Source organism: Ruegeria sp. YTSC003 (genome assembly GCF_059609785.1).
This window is the reverse complement of record NZ_JBXWMK010000010.1, coordinates 145,911-164,183: the sequence shown is the minus strand read 5'-3', so window position 1 is coordinate 164,183 and position 18,273 is coordinate 145,911. Positions and strand designations below refer to the sequence as shown.

General features: G+C 59.1%; 16 protein-coding genes. 5 read left to right on the top strand and 11 right to left on the bottom strand.

What is annotated here, in order from left to right; translation table 11 throughout:
- Positions 1-9 precede the first annotated feature (9 nt).
- Positions 10-414: a hypothetical protein gene (locus AC2FFH_RS18010; protein WP_496845016.1), complete on the top strand. Its 405-nt coding sequence runs from the start codon at positions 10-12 to the stop codon at positions 412-414.
- Positions 415-417: 3 nt separating this feature from the next.
- Here AC2FFH_RS18010 and AC2FFH_RS18005 read toward each other — a convergent pair whose 3' ends face one another.
- The 6 genes from AC2FFH_RS18005 to AC2FFH_RS17980 form a co-directional block, all read right to left on the bottom strand.
- Positions 418-1,647, bottom strand: a complete 1,230-nt coding sequence (locus AC2FFH_RS18005; protein WP_496845014.1) for a DNA recombination protein RmuC — start codon at positions 1,645-1,647, stop codon at positions 418-420.
- 52 nt (positions 1,648-1,699) lie between these two features.
- Positions 1,700-3,544: a DNA mismatch repair endonuclease MutL gene (gene mutL, locus AC2FFH_RS18000; RefSeq protein WP_496845012.1), complete on the bottom strand. Its 1,845-nt coding sequence runs from the start codon at positions 3,542-3,544 to the stop codon at positions 1,700-1,702.
- Positions 3,545-3,826: 282 nt separating this feature from the next.
- On the bottom strand, positions 3,827-4,756 hold the full coding sequence (locus AC2FFH_RS17995; protein WP_496845011.1) for a metal ABC transporter permease: 930 nt from the start codon (positions 4,754-4,756) through the stop codon (positions 3,827-3,829).
- Positions 4,753-5,958: a metal ABC transporter permease gene (locus AC2FFH_RS17990; RefSeq protein ID WP_496845009.1), complete on the bottom strand. Its 1,206-nt coding sequence runs from the start codon at positions 5,956-5,958 to the stop codon at positions 4,753-4,755. Before AC2FFH_RS17990 ends, AC2FFH_RS17995 begins: the two co-directional genes overlap by 4 nt.
- 3 nt (positions 5,959-5,961) lie before the next feature.
- Positions 5,962-6,765 (bottom strand): metal ABC transporter ATP-binding protein, encoded by an 804-nt coding sequence (locus AC2FFH_RS17985; RefSeq protein WP_496845008.1) that lies wholly within the window; start codon positions 6,763-6,765, stop codon positions 5,962-5,964.
- A 3-nt stretch (positions 6,766-6,768) separates the two neighbouring features.
- Positions 6,769-7,722 carry a metal ABC transporter solute-binding protein, Zn/Mn family gene (locus tag AC2FFH_RS17980; RefSeq protein WP_496845027.1) on the bottom strand — a complete coding sequence of 318 codons (954 nt, stop codon included), beginning with the start codon at positions 7,720-7,722 and terminating at the stop codon, positions 6,769-6,771.
- Between the two features lie 198 nt (positions 7,723-7,920).
- On the opposite strand from AC2FFH_RS17980, the gene deoC reads away from it, so the two are divergent.
- The 4 genes from deoC to AC2FFH_RS17960 all read left to right on the top strand — a co-directional run bounded on the left by deoC (position 7,921) and on the right by AC2FFH_RS17960 (position 12,914).
- The gene (gene deoC, locus AC2FFH_RS17975; RefSeq protein WP_496845006.1) at positions 7,921-8,919 is read left to right on the top strand and encodes a deoxyribose-phosphate aldolase; all 999 of its coding nucleotides are present in this window, start codon (positions 7,921-7,923) and stop codon (positions 8,917-8,919) included.
- 11 nt (positions 8,920-8,930) lie between these two features.
- Complete coding sequence (locus AC2FFH_RS17970; protein ID WP_496845005.1) at positions 8,931-11,264, top strand: aldehyde dehydrogenase family protein; 2,334 nt, start codon at positions 8,931-8,933, stop codon at positions 11,262-11,264.
- Between the two features lie 24 nt (positions 11,265-11,288).
- Complete coding sequence (locus tag AC2FFH_RS17965) at positions 11,289-12,104, top strand: SDR family oxidoreductase (RefSeq protein ID WP_496845003.1); 816 nt, start codon at positions 11,289-11,291, stop codon at positions 12,102-12,104.
- Positions 12,105-12,191: 87 nt separating this feature from the next.
- Positions 12,192-12,914, top strand: coding sequence for a cyclic nucleotide-binding domain-containing protein (locus AC2FFH_RS17960; RefSeq protein WP_496845001.1), 723 nt, complete (start codon positions 12,192-12,194; stop codon positions 12,912-12,914).
- A 6-nt stretch (positions 12,915-12,920) separates the two neighbouring features.
- On the opposite strand, the gene AC2FFH_RS17955 is transcribed toward AC2FFH_RS17960, so the two are convergent.
- The 5 genes from AC2FFH_RS17955 to purH all read right to left on the bottom strand — a co-directional run bounded on the left by AC2FFH_RS17955 (position 12,921) and on the right by purH (position 18,272).
- Positions 12,921-14,225 carry a M16 family metallopeptidase gene (locus tag AC2FFH_RS17955; RefSeq protein ID WP_496765409.1) on the bottom strand — a complete coding sequence of 435 codons (1,305 nt, stop codon included), beginning with the start codon at positions 14,223-14,225 and terminating at the stop codon, positions 12,921-12,923.
- Complete coding sequence (locus AC2FFH_RS17950; protein ID WP_496777356.1) at positions 14,222-15,562, bottom strand: M16 family metallopeptidase; 1,341 nt, start codon at positions 15,560-15,562, stop codon at positions 14,222-14,224. Before AC2FFH_RS17950 ends, AC2FFH_RS17955 begins: the two co-directional genes overlap by 4 nt.
- Positions 15,563-15,643: 81 nt before the next feature.
- Complete coding sequence (locus tag AC2FFH_RS17945) at positions 15,644-16,162, bottom strand: DUF3035 domain-containing protein (RefSeq protein WP_496705650.1); 519 nt, start codon at positions 16,160-16,162, stop codon at positions 15,644-15,646.
- A 50-nt stretch (positions 16,163-16,212) separates the two neighbouring features.
- Positions 16,213-16,683 carry a signal peptidase II gene (gene lspA, locus AC2FFH_RS17940; RefSeq protein ID WP_496726341.1) on the bottom strand — a complete coding sequence of 157 codons (471 nt, stop codon included), beginning with the start codon at positions 16,681-16,683 and terminating at the stop codon, positions 16,213-16,215.
- Positions 16,683-18,272 (bottom strand): bifunctional phosphoribosylaminoimidazolecarboxamide formyltransferase/IMP cyclohydrolase, encoded by a 1,590-nt coding sequence (gene purH / locus AC2FFH_RS17935; RefSeq protein ID WP_496844998.1) that lies wholly within the window; start codon positions 18,270-18,272, stop codon positions 16,683-16,685. Before purH ends, lspA begins: the two co-directional genes overlap by 1 nt.
- Position 18,273 lies beyond the last annotated feature (1 nt).

The following is an 18,273-nucleotide window of genomic DNA, read 5'->3' as shown; positions in this document are numbered from 1 at the left end:
GCATCTTAAATGATCAGAACTACAATCTTAGCTCTTGGCCTATTAGGCTTTGCATCGGTCGCATCAGCCCAACTGGTCGCTGATGTGAAATTTGAGCCCGGCAATTTCGGTACAATGGTCAATGGTACCGTCACAGGAAACGAGTACTTCGACTACAAGTTGGGTGCAAAAGCCGGGCAAGAGATGTTCGCCGATCTCAAGGTAAGCGACACAAATGGCTATGGCGTGATCTACTTCAACATCCTGCCGCCAGACAGTGATGGTTTCGCGATCTACAACGGGTCGATCGACGGGAACACCGCGCGCATCGAACTGCCTGAGGATGGACACTACACGATCCGGGTCTACCTTATGGGCAATGACCGCGATACGGACAAGACGGTCGGCTACAATCTGGATCTGTCAATCCAGTAATGCCTAGCCTTCGGACTGGCCCAGAGGCACAACGTTGGTCTGATCGTCCGGTGCCAACTCCTCGAAATCAAAATTATCCAACCGCTGCGCACGGCGGCCAGCTTTCTCCGCGCTGATCTTGATTTCCGAGATATCCTTGGCCGCCTGCCCGAAATGGCGGTCAAGGTTCGAGACACGATCCCCCAAACGCTCGACATCCTTGTGCAGCAAGCCCAGCTCTTTGCGGATAGCACCTGCCTGTTCGCGCATCCGTGCATCTTTCAGGATCGCCCGCATCGTGTTCAGTGTCGCCATGCATGTGGTGGGCGAAACGATCCATACACGTTTGCTGAAACTCTCCTGTACCAGTTCAGGAAACTTGGCGTGCAGTTCGGCATAGACCGCCTCGGACGGCAGGAACATCAACGCGCCATCGGCTGTTTCACCGTCCAGAATGTATTTATCGGCAATATCGTTGATGTGCTTGCGCACCGTGCTGCGGAACATCTGCACCGCTGCTTTCAACTCCATGTCATTGGTCGAACCAATCAACGCTTCATAGGCTTCCAACGGGAACTTGCTGTCGATGACAATTGGCCCCGGAGGGTTCGGCAGGTTGATCAGACAATCTGCCCGGCGCCCGTTCGACAGAGTAGCCTGCAGCTGAAAGCTGTCCGAAGGCAGCGCCTTGGACACGATATCATTCAACTGAATCTCTCCAAACGCACCACGGGTCTGTTTGTTCGACAGGATATCCTGCAGAGACAATACATCACCCGACAGTTTGGTAATATTGTCCTGCGCTTTGTCGATGGCGGCCAAACGTTCCTGCAACTGTGTCAGCGAAGTCGCTGTCTGTTTCGAGGACCCGTGCAGCGATTCCTTCATCCGCTCCTGCATCTCGGCCAGGGCGCGCGCCGATTTCATCGCGTTGTCGGCCAGTCGGTCATTCATCTGCTGCTGGACCGAGGACAGTCGGGATTCAACCGTCTGGATGACCTGCACCTGCGCATTGGCCTGCGTGTCCGAGACATGCTGGAGGCCACCGCGCAATTGTTCTTGGCCCTGCCCCAGTTGCTGAACATGCTGGCCCAGATGCGCCATCTGCCGGGCCAGCGGCTCCGCCATCCGAGCCGACCGGTTGGACGCTCGCAAAGACAAGAATAGCAGCAGCAGGATCAGCAGAACAACGCCACCGCCGATCAGCAAAACCGGATCATTCAATGCATATTGGGTGCCTGCAATCTCAATCATTTCAACTCGCGTGTTCTTGTTTTATTCTTCATAGCCCCGCCGGGCCTTGGGATCAACTGCGGCCGAACAATCGCTCGATATCGCTCAGTTTAAGCTCCACATAAGTCGGCCGTCCGTGGTTGCATTGACCGGAATGGGGCGTGGCCTCCATCTCGCGCAGCAGGGCGTTCATTTCCTCGGCCCGCATACGACGACCCGACCGGACCGAGCCGTGACAAGCTACCCGGCTAAGGATCGCCTCGATCCGCGCCTGCACTGTTTGGCTTTCGCCCTGATCGGCCAGTTCGTCCAATATGTCCAGAATCATCGCCCGCGCATCGACCTCGCCCAGGATGGCAGGCGTTTCACGCACGGCGACCGCGCCGCCGCCAAATGGCTCCAGCGTCAGACCAAGGCGCGAGAGATCATCAGCCACAGCCATCAATCGCGCGCAATCGCTATCGGACAATTCAACAATTTCCGGGATCAGCAGTGCCTGCGCTGCGACGCCATTCTCTGCCATCTGTTTTTTGAGCTTTTCATAAACCAGCCGCTCATGTGCCGCATGTTGATCAACGATCACCATGCCGTCTGCGGTTTGGGCGATGATGTAGTTCTCGTGTACCTGCCCACGTGCCGCGCCCAAAGGCAGGTCTTCGACCGGCGTTTCCGCGACCGAAGCCGGTTCGACAATGCTGCCGCTGTAGTCCTGAGACAGTTCCGCAAATCCCGGCGCCTGCGCCTGATACGCCACTTTCCGTACAGCCGGTGAGGGGCGGTCCATCTGATAGACTCGCGCCGGTGCAGGCTGTGCTGGTTCCGGACGCATAGCCCCCAAAGTCGCATTCGCCACTGTGGAGGATGCTCTGTGCCCGGCCTCGGCCAGCGCGTGCCGCAGAGCCGAGACGATCAACCCGCGCGCCACGCCCGGATCGCGGAACCGGACCTCGGACTTTGCCGGGTGCACATTCACGTCCACCAGCGTCGGATCGCAATCAATGAACAGGGCTGCAGCGGGATGGCGATCGCGGCTGAGGAAATCGAAATAGGCCGCCCGCAGCGCGCCCGTCAGCATCTTGTCGCGCACAGGACGACCATTGACGAACAGATACTGCTCCACCGCCGCACCGCGCGAATAGGTCGGCAAGGCGGCGTAACCGTACAACCGGATCCCCTCGCGCGTGGCATCGATCTGCAGGGCATTTTCAGCAAACTCGCGCCCGATCACGCGGGCCAGTCGGGCGTGAAGCGCGTCAAACAGATCACCATTTTCGCGGTCGGCGCGGAAGGTCACGCGCCCCTCTCCACCACCAGAGACGTCACGCAGAGTGAAAGTTACCGCAGGTTCGGCCATGGCAAGACGTTTGACTGTATCGGAAATCGCCTGCGCTTCAGCCCGGTCGGTGCGCATAAATTTCAATCGCGCAGGCGTGGCGAAAAAGAGATCGCGCAGTTCAACCACCGTGCCAGCACGTAAGGCGGCAGGTTTCACCGCCTCGATCCGACCACCCGCCACATGGACCGAGGCCGCCTCGCCCCCCGGCACCCGGCTGGTAATGGTCAGGCGCCCGACGGCGCCGAGCGATGGCAGCGCCTCACCCCGAAACCCGAAGGTGTGGATATTCAACAAATCGGACCCATCAATTTTCGAGGTCGCGTGGCGCGACAGGGCCAATGGCAGATCCTCAGCGGCAATCCCACAGCCATCATCGGTGACGCGAATCAGCGTCTTACCCCCATCGGCAATGTCGATCGCGACGCGGGTTGCGCCAGCGTCGATGGCATTTTCCACCAATTCCTTGACTGCAGAAGCCGGACGTTCAACAACCTCGCCTGCGGCAATACGGTTGATTGCTGCGTCGTCAAGTTGCCGGATGACCGGTCGATTTTCGCTGATATTGGGGTGTGCCTGCGCCATACCACCAGACCTAGCACATACGCGCGCGATTCTGCCACCGCTTTGGCTTGCATTTAATGTGAGGAGGGGGCGTTCGAACAATCGCACGGTGCCAGCCTAGACTTGCGGTCAGTCTGGGCGCGATTGCTCGAACGATCCGGAGTGAGTGGTGGTCATCCAATAATCAACGGGTCATTTCATACCACGAATACGGTTTCACGATGCGAAGACTCTCTGGGCCTCAAGTCGGGTGGCGAAGTTTGGCCGATACCACGCAGGACCCAGCGGCGAGAAAATGCCGGGTCACGCGGTTCCGGGTGCACCCGCCCGGGTCCGGCACGGCCCCCACAAAGCCGTAAGCGCAAGGATCAGGCCGGACATTGTTGCGATCATGCCCGCAGCACTGACCGCGTCCGCCGCCCCCAGCCAGAGCGGACCATATCCGGCCAGCACATACCCGGAGACGGCCGACAGGATGGCAAAGACGATGCTCCATGCGATCTGGGTTTCCAGCCGGTTGGTCATCATGCGCGCCGCTGCGGGTGGGCAAATGAACATGGCAATCACAATGATCGAACCCACGGCGTCAAATGCCGCCACGGCGGCAATAGCTGCCGTGATCACCAAAGCCATACCCAGAACTCCGGTCCGAACACCAATGGTACGCGCAAACCCTTCGTCAAAGGTGGAAATCTTCAGCGGCCGCCAGAACAGCCATACAAAGACAGATACCGCCAGCAAAGTCAGCGCAATCCGAGGCAATTCCGGCGGCAACCCCGCCAGCGCCACAGGATCCAACACCGAAGACCAGCCCACAGCGTCCAACCAGATCAGGCTTTCCAGATTGCCATAAAGCGCATGTTCAACATCCAGGTGCACAGTCGAAGTATCGGTTTGTTCGAGCAGCAGCACACCAGCAGCAAACATCGTAGTGAAAACCACCCCCATCGCGGCACCCGCCTCGATCTGCCCCAGCCGCCTGACGGCTTCGATCAGAACCACGGCCACCACCGCCGCGCCCGCGGCGCCCAGCATCATTGGCCAGGTTGAAATCGTTCCGGTCAGCAGAAAGGCCACAACAATACCCGGCAGCACCACATGGCTGATCGCATCCCCGATCAAGGCCTGTTTGCGCAGGACCAGAAAATTCCCGGGCAAAGCACAGGCGATGGCGGCAAACGTGCCGATCAGCAATGGAGTCAAAGATAGGGGTACGAATTCTTCGCCGTTCATGCCGGAACCTCCTGCGGGCCGCCGATCTGGCGGTCGATCTCGGCGATCTGATCTTGGGTCAGGACGGTTTCGATATCGCGCAACCCGTCGTACAGCGCTGCCGTTGCCTCATGCATCTGATCAGCCCTGACGATTTCCCAGCGCCTTTCATCGCGCAACGCCTTGGCCGCGCGCGCCTTGCCTGTTTCGGTGGCCACGCCATCCGCCCGCGCCAAACCGGCACGCCGCAAGAGACGCAAGGTCAGCGGCTCATAGATCTTTTGCCCTTGCGCCAGTGCCAGCAGACCTTGCCGAATGTGAACCCGGCGCTGGAACCGAAGGTGCCGCAGAACCGCTGCCAGAACACCACGGACCGGCGCAAGCAACAGGGACAGGGCGAAAAAGCCGAAGCTGACCAGAACAATAATTGGGCCGGTGGGCAGATTGGGGGCCGAGGCCGACAGCGCCGCCCCCAGATAGCCCGCCAACCCTCCGGCCAGGCCAGCCAGCAGCACCACGCGGTCCGAGCGGTCCGTCCAGAACCGCGCCGTGACGGGCGGGATGATCAACAGCGCCACAATCAGGATTAGCCCGACAATTTTCAGGCCCACCACAGTAACTGCCATGACCAGCCCCATCATCGCCAGATCAATCCGGTGCACCGGCAGGCCCCTGGCGGCAGCGTATTCCGGGTCGAAAGCCACCATGGTCATAGGTCGGCGGATGATCATGACCAGCAACAGCGTCGCTGCCCCACCGATTGCGATGACCAGCGCATCGGCCCACAACATCCCTGCGGTTGAGCCCAGCAGGAACCCTTCCAGCCCGGCCTGACGACCGACGCCCATGGTCTGGATCACGGTCAACAGCACGATGCCAAGGCCGAAGAACACCGACAGGATGGCACCAATGGCGGCATCCTCGGCTAGTCGTGTGTGGCGAGTCAGCCAGTTCATGCAAAGCAAACCGACCCAGGCCGACACCGCCGATCCGGCCAGTAGACCGATCAGGTTGCGCCCATCGCCGCCAAAGGCGACCAAAACCATGAACCCAAGACAGACGCCGGGCAGAGTCGCGTGGCTGATTGCGTCGCTGACCAGCGCGCGTTTGCGCAGGAAAAGAAACGTGCCAGTCACTCCAGCGGATATACCCAGCAAGGTCGCACCAATCGCGACCAGCGTGGCGTTATAGCCCAGCTGAAGGGTCAAAGCATCCCAAAGCATGATTTACCCCAATGCGCGTGAAATCTGGTCGATCTGGGCTGTGGCCAGACGGCCGCCATACGCCGATTGCAGGGTTTCTGCGGTAAAGGCCTCGGCCACAGTTCCCTCAGCCACTTTGCGGGTATTGATCAGGAATACATGGTCGAAATAATCAGTCACGGTGGCCAGATCGTGATGCACGACTACGACGGTTTTGCCCGCTTCTTTCAGCGACTTCAGCACTGCGATGATTGCTTTTTCCGTCGCTGCATCGACACCTGCGAATGGTTCATCCAACAGGTAAAGATCAGCATCCTGCGCCAGAGCACGGGCAAGAAAAACGCGCTGTTGCTGGCCGCCGGACAATTGACCAATCTGACGATCGGCAAAATCGCGCATCCCGACCCGGTTAAGACAGTCCATGGCCCGGGACATATGCCGGGCACGGACACGACCCAGCAAGCCCAGCTCGCGGGACAGACCCATCAACACAACATCAATCACGCGCGTCGGAAAATCCCAGTCGACGCTTGCGCGTTGCGGCACATAGGCAATTCTTGCACGCTGTTTCTCCAGCGGTTCACCAAAGACGGACACCTGCCCGGACAGGGGCGAAACGATGCTCAGCGCCGCCTTCAGAAGCGTAGACTTCCCCGCCCCGTTTGGTCCGATGATCGCCGTCATCGCGCCGGGTTGCACGGTCATATCCACCGAAAACACGGCAGGTTTCTGACCGTATGAGACAGTCAGGCCGCGAATGGCCAGCGGGCAGTCCTTTGTAATTTTTTCAGCAACCGAAGCACCCTGATGCGCAGCCAGCGACAGCATCGTTCAAGACCCCGCCGACAGTTTGCCGTTCATGCCGCGTTCGGGCACGTCTGCGCCCAGCGCTCCGGCAATCACAGAGATGTTGTGATCCAGCATCCCGATATACGTGCCTTCATAGGTGCCCGGTTCACCCATTGCGTCGGAATACAGCTCTCCGCCGATGCCAACATCATGACCTTTGGCCGCAGCACCTTCGATCAGCGCGCGCATGGACCGATCAGAAACCGAGCTTTCGACAAACACCGCCGTCAGCTGCTGATCTACCAAGGTATCGACCAGTTCACCGATCCGGTTCAGACCAGCCTCAGACTGGGTCGAGATGCCCTGTATACCAAGCACCTCATAGCCGTATTCCTCACCGAAATAGCCAAAGGCGTCATGCGCCGTTACAAGCACACGGTTGTTTTCCGGTACGTCGGCCAGCACTTGTTTGCCGTAGGCTTCCAACTGATCAATCTCGGCCAGATGTGTCTGCGCGTTCGCGGCGAAAAAATCAGCAGCCTCGGGATGGGCTTCTGTCAGGGCTTCTTGAACCTCGACCACCACATCGCGCCAAACGGCCGGGCTCATCCATACATGCGGGTCATACTTATCGGCATAGTCGTCATGCGCGCGCAGTTTGGACTTATCGACACCTTCGGCCACGGCCACGACCGGACGTTTACGTCCGAGATCATGGAAGAAGTCTTCCATCTGCGCCTCAAGGTAAAGACCGTGCCACAGGATCAAATCCGCACGGGTCATTGCCACGATGTCGCTGCGGGTCTGACGGTAAGCATGCGGGTCGACGCCCGGCCCCATCAAGCCCTTGACCTCAACCTGATCACCACCAATCTGACGCGCCGCATCAGCGATCATGCCTGTGGTGGCAACAACCTTTAGCGGTGCCTCGGCCCATGCCACGACCGGCAAAGCGGCGGCAAAAGCCAAAGCCGCAAGAAAACTACGACGAATCATTTCTGACCCCATTTAGGTATCCTCTTGAGAATGAATATGCGAACCATTCGCAACTAAGTCAACGCTATTGCGAATTATTCGCAAGAAAACCTCAAATTTGTCCATTTGGTCAAAAAAATTGCACTCGGAAGGCCGCTATGCCTTCCAATTAGCGCCAAGCCGTGCGAATTTGGCGCAAACCTCCCAAAGGATGTGAAGATGGAAACGCAGAGCTCAGAAAGCCCCGTGCGCACCGCGCATCTGCCGCAAGTGACCGAGCCCAGAAACCCTGGAATGGAATTGGATCTGGACTGGGTACGCGCCGTGCAGGTCAATACTTCGGCCATTGAACGCCGCGCCGCGACCCTGCCTGGTCGTCGGTCTGTCAAAAAAGAGTATCAGGCCGCATGGCTGCTGAAGGCGATCACGATGATCGACCTGACCACCCTGTCGGGTGACGACACGGTCGGACGTGTGCGCCGTCTGTGTGCCAAGGCACGGCAACCCGTTGCACCTTCGGTTCTGAAAGCGCTGGATATGCCGCCTATCACAACCGGGGCCGTTTGCGTCTATCACGACATGATCGAAACCGCCGTGGACGCTCTGCATGGCACCGGCATCCCTGTTGCTGCGGTTTCCACCGGCTTCCCGGCAGGTTTGTCGCCATTCCATCTGCGCGTGGCCGAGATCGAAGAAAGCGTGAAGGCCGGTGCCGAGGAAATTGACATCGTGATCTCGCGCCGTCACGTCCTGTCTGGCGACTGGCAAGCTTTGTATGACGAGATGAAGGCCTTCCGCGTCGCCTGCGGCGATGCGCATGTCAAAGCCATCCTCGCCACCGGAGAGCTGGGCAGCCTGCGCAACGTCGCGCGCGCCTCGCTGGTCTGCATGATGGCCGGGGCGGATTTCATCAAGACTTCAACCGGCAAGGAAAGCGTCAACGCCACCTTGCCTGTTTCGCTGGTCATGATCCGCGCGATCCGCGACTATTATGACCGAACCGGATACCGGGTCGGCTATAAACCGGCAGGCGGCATCTCGAAAGCCAAGGACGCGCTGGTTTATCTGTCGCTGATCAAGGACGAACTGGGCGACCGCTGGCTGGAACCTGACCTGTTCCGCTTTGGCGCGTCATCGCTGCTGGGCGATATCGAACGGCAATTGGAACATTATGTAACGGGCGCGTATTCCGCCGGTTACCGTCACTCTATGGGCTGAGGACAAGAACAATGACAGTCAAAGAGATTTTCGAAACCATGGACTATGGCCCCGCCCCCGAAAGCGCGGCTGAAGCGCTGGCCTGGCTAGTCGATCAGGGCGACAAGTTCGGTCACTACATCGACGGTGCCTTTACCAAGCCGGGTAAGGGGTTTGAGAGCCGCAACCCAGCGACCGGAGAGGTGCTGGCTAAGCTGACACAGGCGAAACAAGCCGATGTGGATGCCGCCGTTACTGCCGCACGTAAAGCGCAGCCGAAATGGGAGAAGCAGGGCGGCGCAGGCCGCGCTAGGTACCTCTATGCCATCGCGCGCCTGTTGCAGAAGCATTCGCGTTTGTTTGCCGTGCTGGAAAGCCTCGACAACGGCAAACCGATCCGGGAGTCACGTGATATCGACATCCCGCTGGCGCAGCGGCATTTTTACTATCACGCGGGCATGGCGCAGCTGATGGAAAGCGAACTGCCCGATGCCGAGGCGTTGGGTGTCTGCGGGCAGATCATCCCGTGGAACTTCCCCTTGCTGATGCTGGCGTGGAAGATTGCCCCGGCACTTGCGATGGGCAACACCGTGGTTCTGAAACCAGCCGAGTACACTTCGCTGACCGCACTTTTGTTTGCTGACATTTGCACGCAGGCCGGGCTGCCCAATGGCGTGGTCAACATCGTCACTGGTGACGGCGCAGTGGGCGAGATGATCGTGAACGCGGATGTGGACAAGATCGCCTTTACCGGCTCGACAGTTGTGGGCCGCCGCATCCGTGAAGCAACCGCGGGTTCCGGCAAGGAACTGACATTGGAGCTGGGCGGCAAGTCGGCCTACGTCGTCTTTGATGATGCCGATATCGACAGTGCCATCGAAGGTCTGGTCGACGCGATCTGGTTCAATCAGGGGCAGGTCTGCTGTGCCGGCTCACGCCTGTTGGTGCAGGAAGGCATCGCTGATCGTTTCCATGACAAGTTGCGCGCACGGATGGACAAGCTGCGCATCGGCGATCCGCTGGATAAATGCATTGATGTGGGCGCGGTTGTAGACCCGGTCCAACTGCAAACCATCAAAAGCATGGTCGAAAGCAACACCGCTGGTCACGTGCACCAAGCCGCGTGCGATCTGCCGGCGAACGGGTGTTATTACCCCCCGACGCTGATCTCGGGCCTCGAAACTTCCGACCCGCTAATGCAGGAAGAGATCTTTGGCCCCGTGCTGGTGTCCTCAACCTTCCGTACACCGGAAGAGGCGGTCGAACTGGCCAACAACACCCGTTACGGGCTGGCCGCGACGGTCTGGACCGAGAATGTGAACCTGGCGCTGGATATCGCACCTAAGTTGGTCGCGGGCGTGGTTTGGGTGAATGCCACCAACCTGTTCGACGCGGCAGCCGGATTCGGTGGCGTGCGCGAAAGCGGCTTTGGCCGTGAAGGCGGCTGGGAAGGTTTGACCGCGTACACCAAGCCCAAAGGCAAAGCTAAGCCATTGGCGAAGGTCGAAGCGGGGACCGGCGAAGGCGCTCCGGTCGATCCGATTGACCGTACCGCCAAGATGTATGTCGGAGGCAAGCAGGCGCGGCCTGATAGCGGCTATTCGAAACCCGTCTGGGGTAAATCCGGGCTGTTGGGCCACGTGGGCCTCGCCAATCGCAAGGACGTCCGCAATGCAGTTGAAGCTGCGGCAGGGGCCAATGGATGGTCCAAGACCACCGGCCATCTGCGGGCACAGATCCTGTATTACATCGGCGAAAACCTCTCGGCCCGTGCCGATGAATTCGCCGCGCGCATCGACGCAATGACCGGCAAGAAGGACGGCGCGAAAGAGGTCGAGGCTTCAATCCAGCGTCTGTTCACAGCCGCAGCCTGGGCCGACAAGTACGACGGTCAGGTGCACGGCGTTCCGATCCGTGGCGTGGCGATTGCCATGAAGGAATCCGTGGGTGTCATCGGCGCGCTGTGCGCGGATGAGGCACCTCTGTTGGGTCTGGTCTCGGCCATGGCCCCGGCGATTGCGATGGGGAACCGGACAGTCCTGGTGGCTTCGGAGCCCTACCCGCTGGCAGCGACTGATTTCTACCAGATTCTCGAGACGTCGGACGTCCCCGCTGGCGTGGTCAACATCCTGACCGGCAGCCATGCGGAATTGGCGAAACCGCTGGCCTCGCACCTGAACGTCGATGCAGTCTGGTCCTTCTCGTCCACCGATCTTTCAAAAGAGATCGAGGTCGTCTCGGCCGGGAACCTGAAACGGACCTGGGTGAATAACGCGACGGCAATCGATTGGGGCGTGGACCATTCCCGCCGCTTCCTGCAGGCTGCGACCGAAGTCAAAAACATCTGGGTGCCCTACGGAGAGTAGGGCTCCCCGCCAAGGGAGGCCTACATGGACTTTTCAGGAAAAACCGTCGTCGTCATCGGCGGAACCAGCGGTATCAATCGCGGCATTGCCGAGGCCTTTGCGGCCTCGGGTGCCAAATTGGCGGTCGCCAGCCGGTCGCAGGAAAAGGTCGATGACACCGTTGCTGCGCTGAAAGCTGCAGGGGCACAAGACGCCATCGGCGCGGCCTTTGACGTACGCGACCCAGAGGCCGTGGCAGACGGGCTGAAACAGTTCCACGACGCGTTCGGTGACTTCGACGTGCTGGTATCGGGCGCGGCGGGCAACTTCCCGGCATTGGCGGCCGAAATGTCAGTCAATGCGTTCAAGACCGTGATCGATATCGACCTGATGGGCACGATCCACGTGATGAAGGGGGCCTATCCTTTCCTCAAGCGTCCGGGTGCCAGCATCATCAACATTTCGGCCCCGCAATCCTACCTGCCTTACGAAGGCCAAGCCCATGTCTGTGCCGCCAAGGCAGGCGTGGATCAGATCACCCGCACCCTGTCGATGGAATGGGGCGTCGAGGGTATCCGTGTGAACTCGGTCGTGCCGGGCTTTATCGAGGGTACCGAAGGGGCCAAACGTTTGGCCCCTACGCCAGATGCCGGAGAAGCGCTGCGTAAGGACGTCCCCCTGGGCCGTTGGGGTCAACCGCAGGACGTCGCGAATGCCTGTATGTTCCTAAGCTCCGACCTGGCCAGTTATATCAGCGGCACGGTATTGGCCGTAGACGGCGCGCTGTACCAGCGTGGTTCGGGCAAGTTCGGCCAGATGATGGGGCAAATGTTGCGCGCGCAGGCGAAAGCACGCTCATAAGACCCATTAACCTGTGAGGTTGTTCATTTACGGCTTCACGCAATTGGCACAGGGTAAGACCCATTCATTGCGAGGGTGGGTCCTTACATGCTGAATAGTCCATTTGAGTTTGTCGAACTGGCCACGATGGTCGGCGTCGCCGGGGCTGGCCTTTACATTCTGAACTACTTTTTACTGCAAATCGGCATAGTCCGCGGCAATGGCGTGCTCTACCCGATTCTGGTTATCGTTGCTGCAAGCTGCGTTCTGATCAGCATGGTTGAAGAATTCAATCTTGCCGGTTCGATCATACAGTTGGCCTATATCGCGATCTCGGTCATCGGATTGCTGCGCGGATACCTGTCGCGGCATCTCATTCGCTTTTCCGCAGCCGAGCGCCAGTTCATCTTGCATCATCTTGGGTCACTGAAACCGCATCACGCCCGAAAGCTATTGAACACTGCATCGGTTCAGGAGTTCGCCAAAGGCGACATTCTGATCGAAGAAGCCAAAACAACAGATTTCCTTGGCTATGTCCTGAGCGGGCGAACAACCATCCTGCAAAATGGTCAGGTCATCAATATTTGCGGCTCGGACGAGACACTAGGAGAGCTGACATTCGGCCTTGGCCTACCCGCAACGGCCACCGTTATCGCCTCAGAGCCGACAACTTGCTTGGTGTTCGACAATTTCCGTCTGTCCCGCCTGCTACGCCGCAACCGGCATATCGACGACGCGCTTAAAGCCGCACATTTCAGGCACGCGCGGCAAAAGCTTCTGAGCAGCAACAAGCATACGATTCGGGCACAGAAACAGCCCGTCGCGGCCTGAACGGGTTTAGCCGTCCAGACCCTCGGGCTTGCCGACAATGGTGAAGTGGAGCCCATCAGGGTCCAGCAATTCGCTGGCGACCCGGTTGATCTCTTCCAGCGTGATCGCATTCACCTTGTCGTTGCGGGTGGCGATATAGTCGATGGGCAGGTCTTCCATCTGCATCCCGACCATGATCCCCGCAATCTGGCCATTCCCATCAAACCTCAGCGGGTAAGCGCCCGTCAGGTAGGTTTTGGCATCGTCCAGTTCTTTCTGGGTCACACCTTCGGACGCGGCCCGTGCCCACTCGGCGCGGATCACTTCGACCGCTTCGGCAATGCGATCATTGCTGGATGAAACGGATCCCAGATAGACCGAGGCCAGATCCTTGGGCACCAGGTAAGTGCCGACGCCATAGGTCAAGCCGCGCTTCTCTCTTACCTCCTGCATCAGGCGGCTTTCAAACCCGCCCCCGCCAAGGATGTGGTTCAGGATAAAGGCGGCAAAGAAATCGGGATCATCGCGGTCAATGCCCGCATGTCCGAACAGGGCCACAGATTGCGGCGTGTCGAACTCGACCACGCTCACGCCACCAGGAATGGACACATCGGCACGTTCAGGGATCGGCTTGCCTGTTTCCGGTAGGTCGGCCAGCAGTTTATCCAGCAACGCGCCCAATTCTTCGGGGGTGATGTCACCCACCGCGCCTATATACATCCGGTCTTTGGCAAAGACATACTGATACGCTGTGACCACGTCTTCGCGCGTCAGGGCTGTCACACTTTCGATCGTGCCTTTGCCTTCTGTGCCATAGGGATGATCGCCATAGGCCATGCGCGCAAAGTTACGACCCGCAATGTCATTCGGGTCGGTTTGATCGGATTTGAGGCCGGACAGCACCTGCGCCTTTACCCGGTCCACCGCATCCTGATCAAAGCGGGGTTCGTGAATTGTGGTGCGAAGCAGGTCGAACACATCGTCCCGGTTTTCAGTCAGGAACTGCGCGGTGATCGACACCGTGTCATCAGTTGCATTGTACCGGAACGAGGCCGCCAGCGATTCCAGTTCACGCGCATAGGTGCGGGCATCCATGTCGCCTGCGCCTTCCTCAATCAGGCCGCTCATCAGGTAGACCGCACCGCGTTTGCCCGCGTCATCCAGCGATGTGCCGCCGCGAAAACGCAGCTCCAGCGCGGTGAAGGGGATTGAGTGATCCTCGACTAGCCATGCGGTGATACCACCCGGAGAAGTAACCTCTTCGATCTCGATATCGGCCCACGCGGGCAGAGCAACAACGAACGCGATCAGGGTTGCGAATATCCGTTTCATTGCGTCACCTCATCATCGCGCATCAACCAGCCGGTGACCGATGTTTCCGGCTGTATCACCTCGCGCGCGGCGGCGATAATCTCTTCCCCGGTGACAGCCTGCAGAATATCGGGCCAGGCCTGCACATCCTCGACCGTCAGACCACTGGTCAGAGCGCGACCATAGCGGTTGCCAATCCCATCCACATTGTCGCGCGCATAGGTCTGCGAAGCCCGCAGCTGCATCTTGATCCGGTCAAGGTCTTCTTCATTCACACCCTCAGCGATGAAGTCGGCAACCGCCTGATCCATTGCATCCTCGGCCTCTTGCAAAGATACACTGGCGGCTGGAACAACCAGAAGGTCAAAGGTCGTATCATCCAGCGAGACACCCCGGTAGAACGCCCCGGTGTAGACAACCTTCTGCTGCTCGAACTGCAGCTTTTCGTTCAGGTAGGATGTCGTGCTTCCACCCAACAGTTCTGCCAACAGAAACAGAGCAGCTGCCTTCTCCTGTTCGCCCGGATCACGTTCGGGGGCCAGATAACTACGCTGAACATAAGGCTGCGACACGCGCGCATCCTTGTAAGTAAGACGGCGTTCTGCCGTTTGCGGCGGTTCCTGTGACCGGACCCGTTCGGGTAAGTCAGGGTTGGCGGGGATCACACCGTAATATTGCTCGGCCAGCGATTTGACCTCGTCTGGTTCGACATCACCGGTGACGACCAGAATGGCGTTATTGGGCGCATAATGGGTCTGGTAGAAGGACAGCGCGTCCTCCATGTCCAACGTCTCCATCTCGTGGCGCCAGCCGATGATTGGCACGCCGTAGCGATGGTTGAGGTACTGCGACGCGCTCATCTGTTCACCGAACAGCGCACGCGGGCTGTTGTCGGTGCGCTGGTTGCGTTCCTCAAGGATCACGTCGCGTTCAGTGACAATATCATCTTCGCTCAGGCGGATATTGCGCATCCGGTCCGCCTCCATCCGCATCATCAATTCCAGCCGGTCAGCAGCGACGCGTTGGAAATAAGCGGTGTAGTCATATGATGTGAAGGCGTTGTCGGTGCCGCCATTGGCCGCAACGGTGGCGGAAAATTCGCCCGGGGCCAAAGTGTCAGTGCCTTTGAACAGCAGATGCTCAAGGAAATGCGCCACACCCGATGATCCTACGGGTTCATCCGCCGACCCGGCGCGATACCACACCATATGCTGCACAACAGGCGCGCGGTGGTCTTCGATCACGACGACATCCATGCCGTTGTCCAGCGTAAATGTAGTCACGGCCTCGTGCCCCTCGCTTGCGGCAAGAGGTGTTGCGGCGATCAGGGCAGCCAACAGTGCCAGGGCCCGAACCATAGGGCGTCCTCCGTTTGATTTATGCTGTTCAAACTACGGTTGCGCCGCGCGGGTTCAAGGCTAATGACGAAAAGTTAAAGATTATTCATCTACCGGTGGCGCCGATGGTGTTTCGATCCCGGCTTGGCGTGCAGCCTCATTCTGACGGTCGGGGTTCAACGTTTCGCGGCGATAAACTTGCGAATAACGATCCACGTTGAACAAGCGCAAGCGCGTCAGGCGGCTCTGCTTTCTGCGGAACTCTGCATCCTCGGCATCAACAACCTGCCGGGCATTCGCCGGAACTCCATACCGGCTGGAGGCCGTCACAAGGGCCGCGTCCGTGGACGGGATGGCCGTATTTGCGTTCAGCGAAGATTCGTTCCCGCCAAGGGCAACGACAGCTTCCGCCTTAGGGTTCGGATCGGTCAGGTTATTCCCCCCCAGCGTAGGCGCAGGCAGGAACTTGTAATCCTTGGGCTGAGTCAGTGGTTTGACAGGCAGGACCGAGAATTCGTCCGGCCCCTGCCCGGGCGCTTCCAAGTGGCGCAATCCGATATCGGAACAGCCCGCAGCCGCAAAGGCCAATGTCAAAGCAAATATGGAACGCGGCAGCCGCATCAGAGTCTCCAGCCTGTTTCAGGCGCTTTTATCGCATTTCAAATGGCACGTCACGAGGCCTTTTTGCCTTCGAACAGCACCAGACCAATCGCTCCTGCAAAAATGAACACATCAGCAAGGTTGAACACGAAAGGGTTGTTGATGCCGCAACAGGACATGTTCAGGAAGTCCAGAACATAACCATAAAGCAGGCGATCCACGACGTTGCCCAGCGCCCCGCCAATCAGCAACCCGCCGCAAACCAGCATCAGTTTCGACGGAGCTGTGCGCATAAGCCAGATCAACACACCGATAGCGATGAGCATGGAAACACCGATCAACGCCCATCGGGCAGCATCGGTATTGCCTTGAAACAGGCCGAAATTGATGCCCCGATTCTCACCGTATTTGAACACCAGCAGCGGCGGTAGGACATCAATGTTCCCTTCGGCTACGCGCATCACGTGAACGACCAGATACTTGCTGATCTGGTCGATCAGTAACGCAGCCAGTGCGGCCCAGAGAAGCAGAAGATAGCGCATCAGTGGCGGAAGTGGCGCATGCCGGTAAAGACCATGGCCAGACCGGCCTCATCCGCGGCCGCGATCACCTCGTCATCGCGCATCGAGCCACCGGGCTGGATAACACAGGTCGCGCCGGCCTCGGCCGCTTCCATCAGACCGTCCGGGAACGGGAAAAACGCATCCGACGCCACGGCGGACCCGATTGTCAGTGGTTGGGCCAAGCCCAGAGCATCGGCCATGCGCTCGGCTTTCTTCGCTGCAATCATCGCCGAGTCCAGGCGGCTCATCTGCCCGGCACCCACACCCACGGTTGCTCCGTCTTTGACATAGACGATGGCATTGGATTTGACGTGTTTCGCCACTTTCCACGCAAACAGAAGATCGCGCATCTGTTCCTCGGTCGGGGATTTCTTAGTGACGACCTTCAGGTCATCCAGGCCAACAAATCCGTTGTCCTTATCCTGCACCAGAAGGCCACCGGCTACCTGCCGGACGGTTTTGCCACCTGTGGTCACGTCTGGCAGGCCATCGGTTGTCAGCAGACGCAGGTTCTTTTTGGCGGCAAAGATTGCCTTGGCCTCATCCGACGCACCCGGAGCGATCACAACTTCGGTGAAAATTCCGGTGATTTCCTGCGCGGTTTCGGCATCCAGCGGCTGGTTCAGCGCAATGATCCCGCCAAAGGCCGAAGTGCGGTCACAATCAAACGCGGCCTTATAGGCCTCGATCAATGTCGCGCCCTTGGCAACACCGCAGGGGTTGGCATGCTTGATGATCGCGCAGGCTGCGCCTTGCGGCGGATCGAACTCGGCAACCAGCTCGAATGCCGCGTCCGTGTCGTTGATGTTGTTGTAGCTCAGTTCCTTGCCCTGGTGCTGTACGGCGGTCGCGACGCCGGGGCGGTTGGTGCCATCAGTATAAAATGCTGCCTGCTGATGGCTGTTTTCGCCATAGCGCAGGGTCTGTTTCAACTCACCGGCAAAAGCGCGACGGCGCGGGGCCTCGGCGGCCAGCGCATCGGCCATCCAATTCGACACGGCCGCGTCATAGGCAGCGGTACGAGCATAGGCCGTCTGCGCCAGGTTCTGACGGAACGCATAGGATGTCTGCCCATCGTTAGCCGCCAGCTCAGCCAGCAGCAGGTCGTAATCCTGAACATCCACAACCACATTCACAAAAGCGTGGTTTTTCGAGGCCGCGCGGATCATCGCCGGGCCACCGATATCGATGTTTTCGATGCATTCGTCGTAACCCGCACCTTTGGCTACCGTGGCCTCGAACGGATAGAGGTTCACCACCAGCAGGTCGATCGCGCCGATGCCATGTTCGTCCATCGCCGCCACGTGGCTGTCATTGTCGCGCAGGGCCAGCAGCCCGCCATGCACCATCGGATGCAGCGTTTTCACGCGGCCATCCATCATCTCGGGGAAGCCGGTAATCTCGCTGACATCCTTAACCGCAAGCCCTGCATCGCGCAGCGCCTTGGCTGTACCTCCGGTAGACAGCAATTCGACCCCACGCTCGGCCAGTGCCTTTCCCAGCTCGATCAGCCCGGTCTTGTCGGAAACGGAAAGCAACGCGCGGCGCACGGGGTGAAGATCGGTCATG

Excerpts from the sequence above, each read along its gene's own strand:
- AC2FFH_RS18005 (WP_496845014.1), bottom strand. The coding sequence starts at position 1,647 with ATGATTGAGATTGCAGGCACCCAATATGCATTGAATGATCCGGTTTTG.
- AC2FFH_RS17960 (WP_496845001.1), top strand. The coding sequence starts at position 12,192 with ATGCTGAATAGTCCATTTGAGTTTGTCGAACTGGCCACGATGGTCGGC.
- AC2FFH_RS17945 (WP_496705650.1), bottom strand. The coding sequence starts at position 16,162 with ATGCGGCTGCCGCGTTCCATATTTGCTTTGACATTGGCCTTTGCGGCT.
- AC2FFH_RS18010 (WP_496845016.1), top strand. The coding sequence starts at position 10 with ATGATCAGAACTACAATCTTAGCTCTTGGCCTATTAGGCTTTGCATCG.
- AC2FFH_RS17990 (WP_496845009.1), bottom strand. The coding sequence starts at position 5,958 with ATGCTTTGGGATGCTTTGACCCTTCAGCTGGGCTATAACGCCACGCTG.
- AC2FFH_RS17995 (WP_496845011.1), bottom strand. The coding sequence starts at position 4,756 with ATGAACGGCGAAGAATTCGTACCCCTATCTTTGACTCCATTGCTGATC.
- AC2FFH_RS17980 (WP_496845027.1), bottom strand. The coding sequence starts at position 7,722 with ATGATTCGTCGTAGTTTTCTTGCGGCTTTGGCTTTTGCCGCCGCTTTG.
- AC2FFH_RS17955 (WP_496765409.1), bottom strand. The coding sequence starts at position 14,225 with ATGAAACGGATATTCGCAACCCTGATCGCGTTCGTTGTTGCTCTGCCC.
- AC2FFH_RS17950 (WP_496777356.1), bottom strand. The coding sequence starts at position 15,562 with ATGGTTCGGGCCCTGGCACTGTTGGCTGCCCTGATCGCCGCAACACCT.
- purH (WP_496844998.1), bottom strand. The coding sequence starts at position 18,272 with ATGACCGATCTTCACCCCGTGCGCCGCGCGTTGCTTTCCGTTTCCGAC.
- mutL (WP_496845012.1), bottom strand. The coding sequence starts at position 3,544 with ATGGCGCAGGCACACCCCAATATCAGCGAAAATCGACCGGTCATCCGG.
- AC2FFH_RS17965 (WP_496845003.1), top strand. The coding sequence starts at position 11,289 with ATGGACTTTTCAGGAAAAACCGTCGTCGTCATCGGCGGAACCAGCGGT.
- lspA (WP_496726341.1), bottom strand. The coding sequence starts at position 16,683 with ATGCGCTATCTTCTGCTTCTCTGGGCCGCACTGGCTGCGTTACTGATC.
- AC2FFH_RS17970 (WP_496845005.1), top strand. The coding sequence starts at position 8,931 with ATGACAGTCAAAGAGATTTTCGAAACCATGGACTATGGCCCCGCCCCC.
- deoC (WP_496845006.1), top strand. The coding sequence starts at position 7,921 with ATGGAAACGCAGAGCTCAGAAAGCCCCGTGCGCACCGCGCATCTGCCG.
- AC2FFH_RS17985 (WP_496845008.1), bottom strand. The coding sequence starts at position 6,765 with ATGCTGTCGCTGGCTGCGCATCAGGGTGCTTCGGTTGCTGAAAAAATT.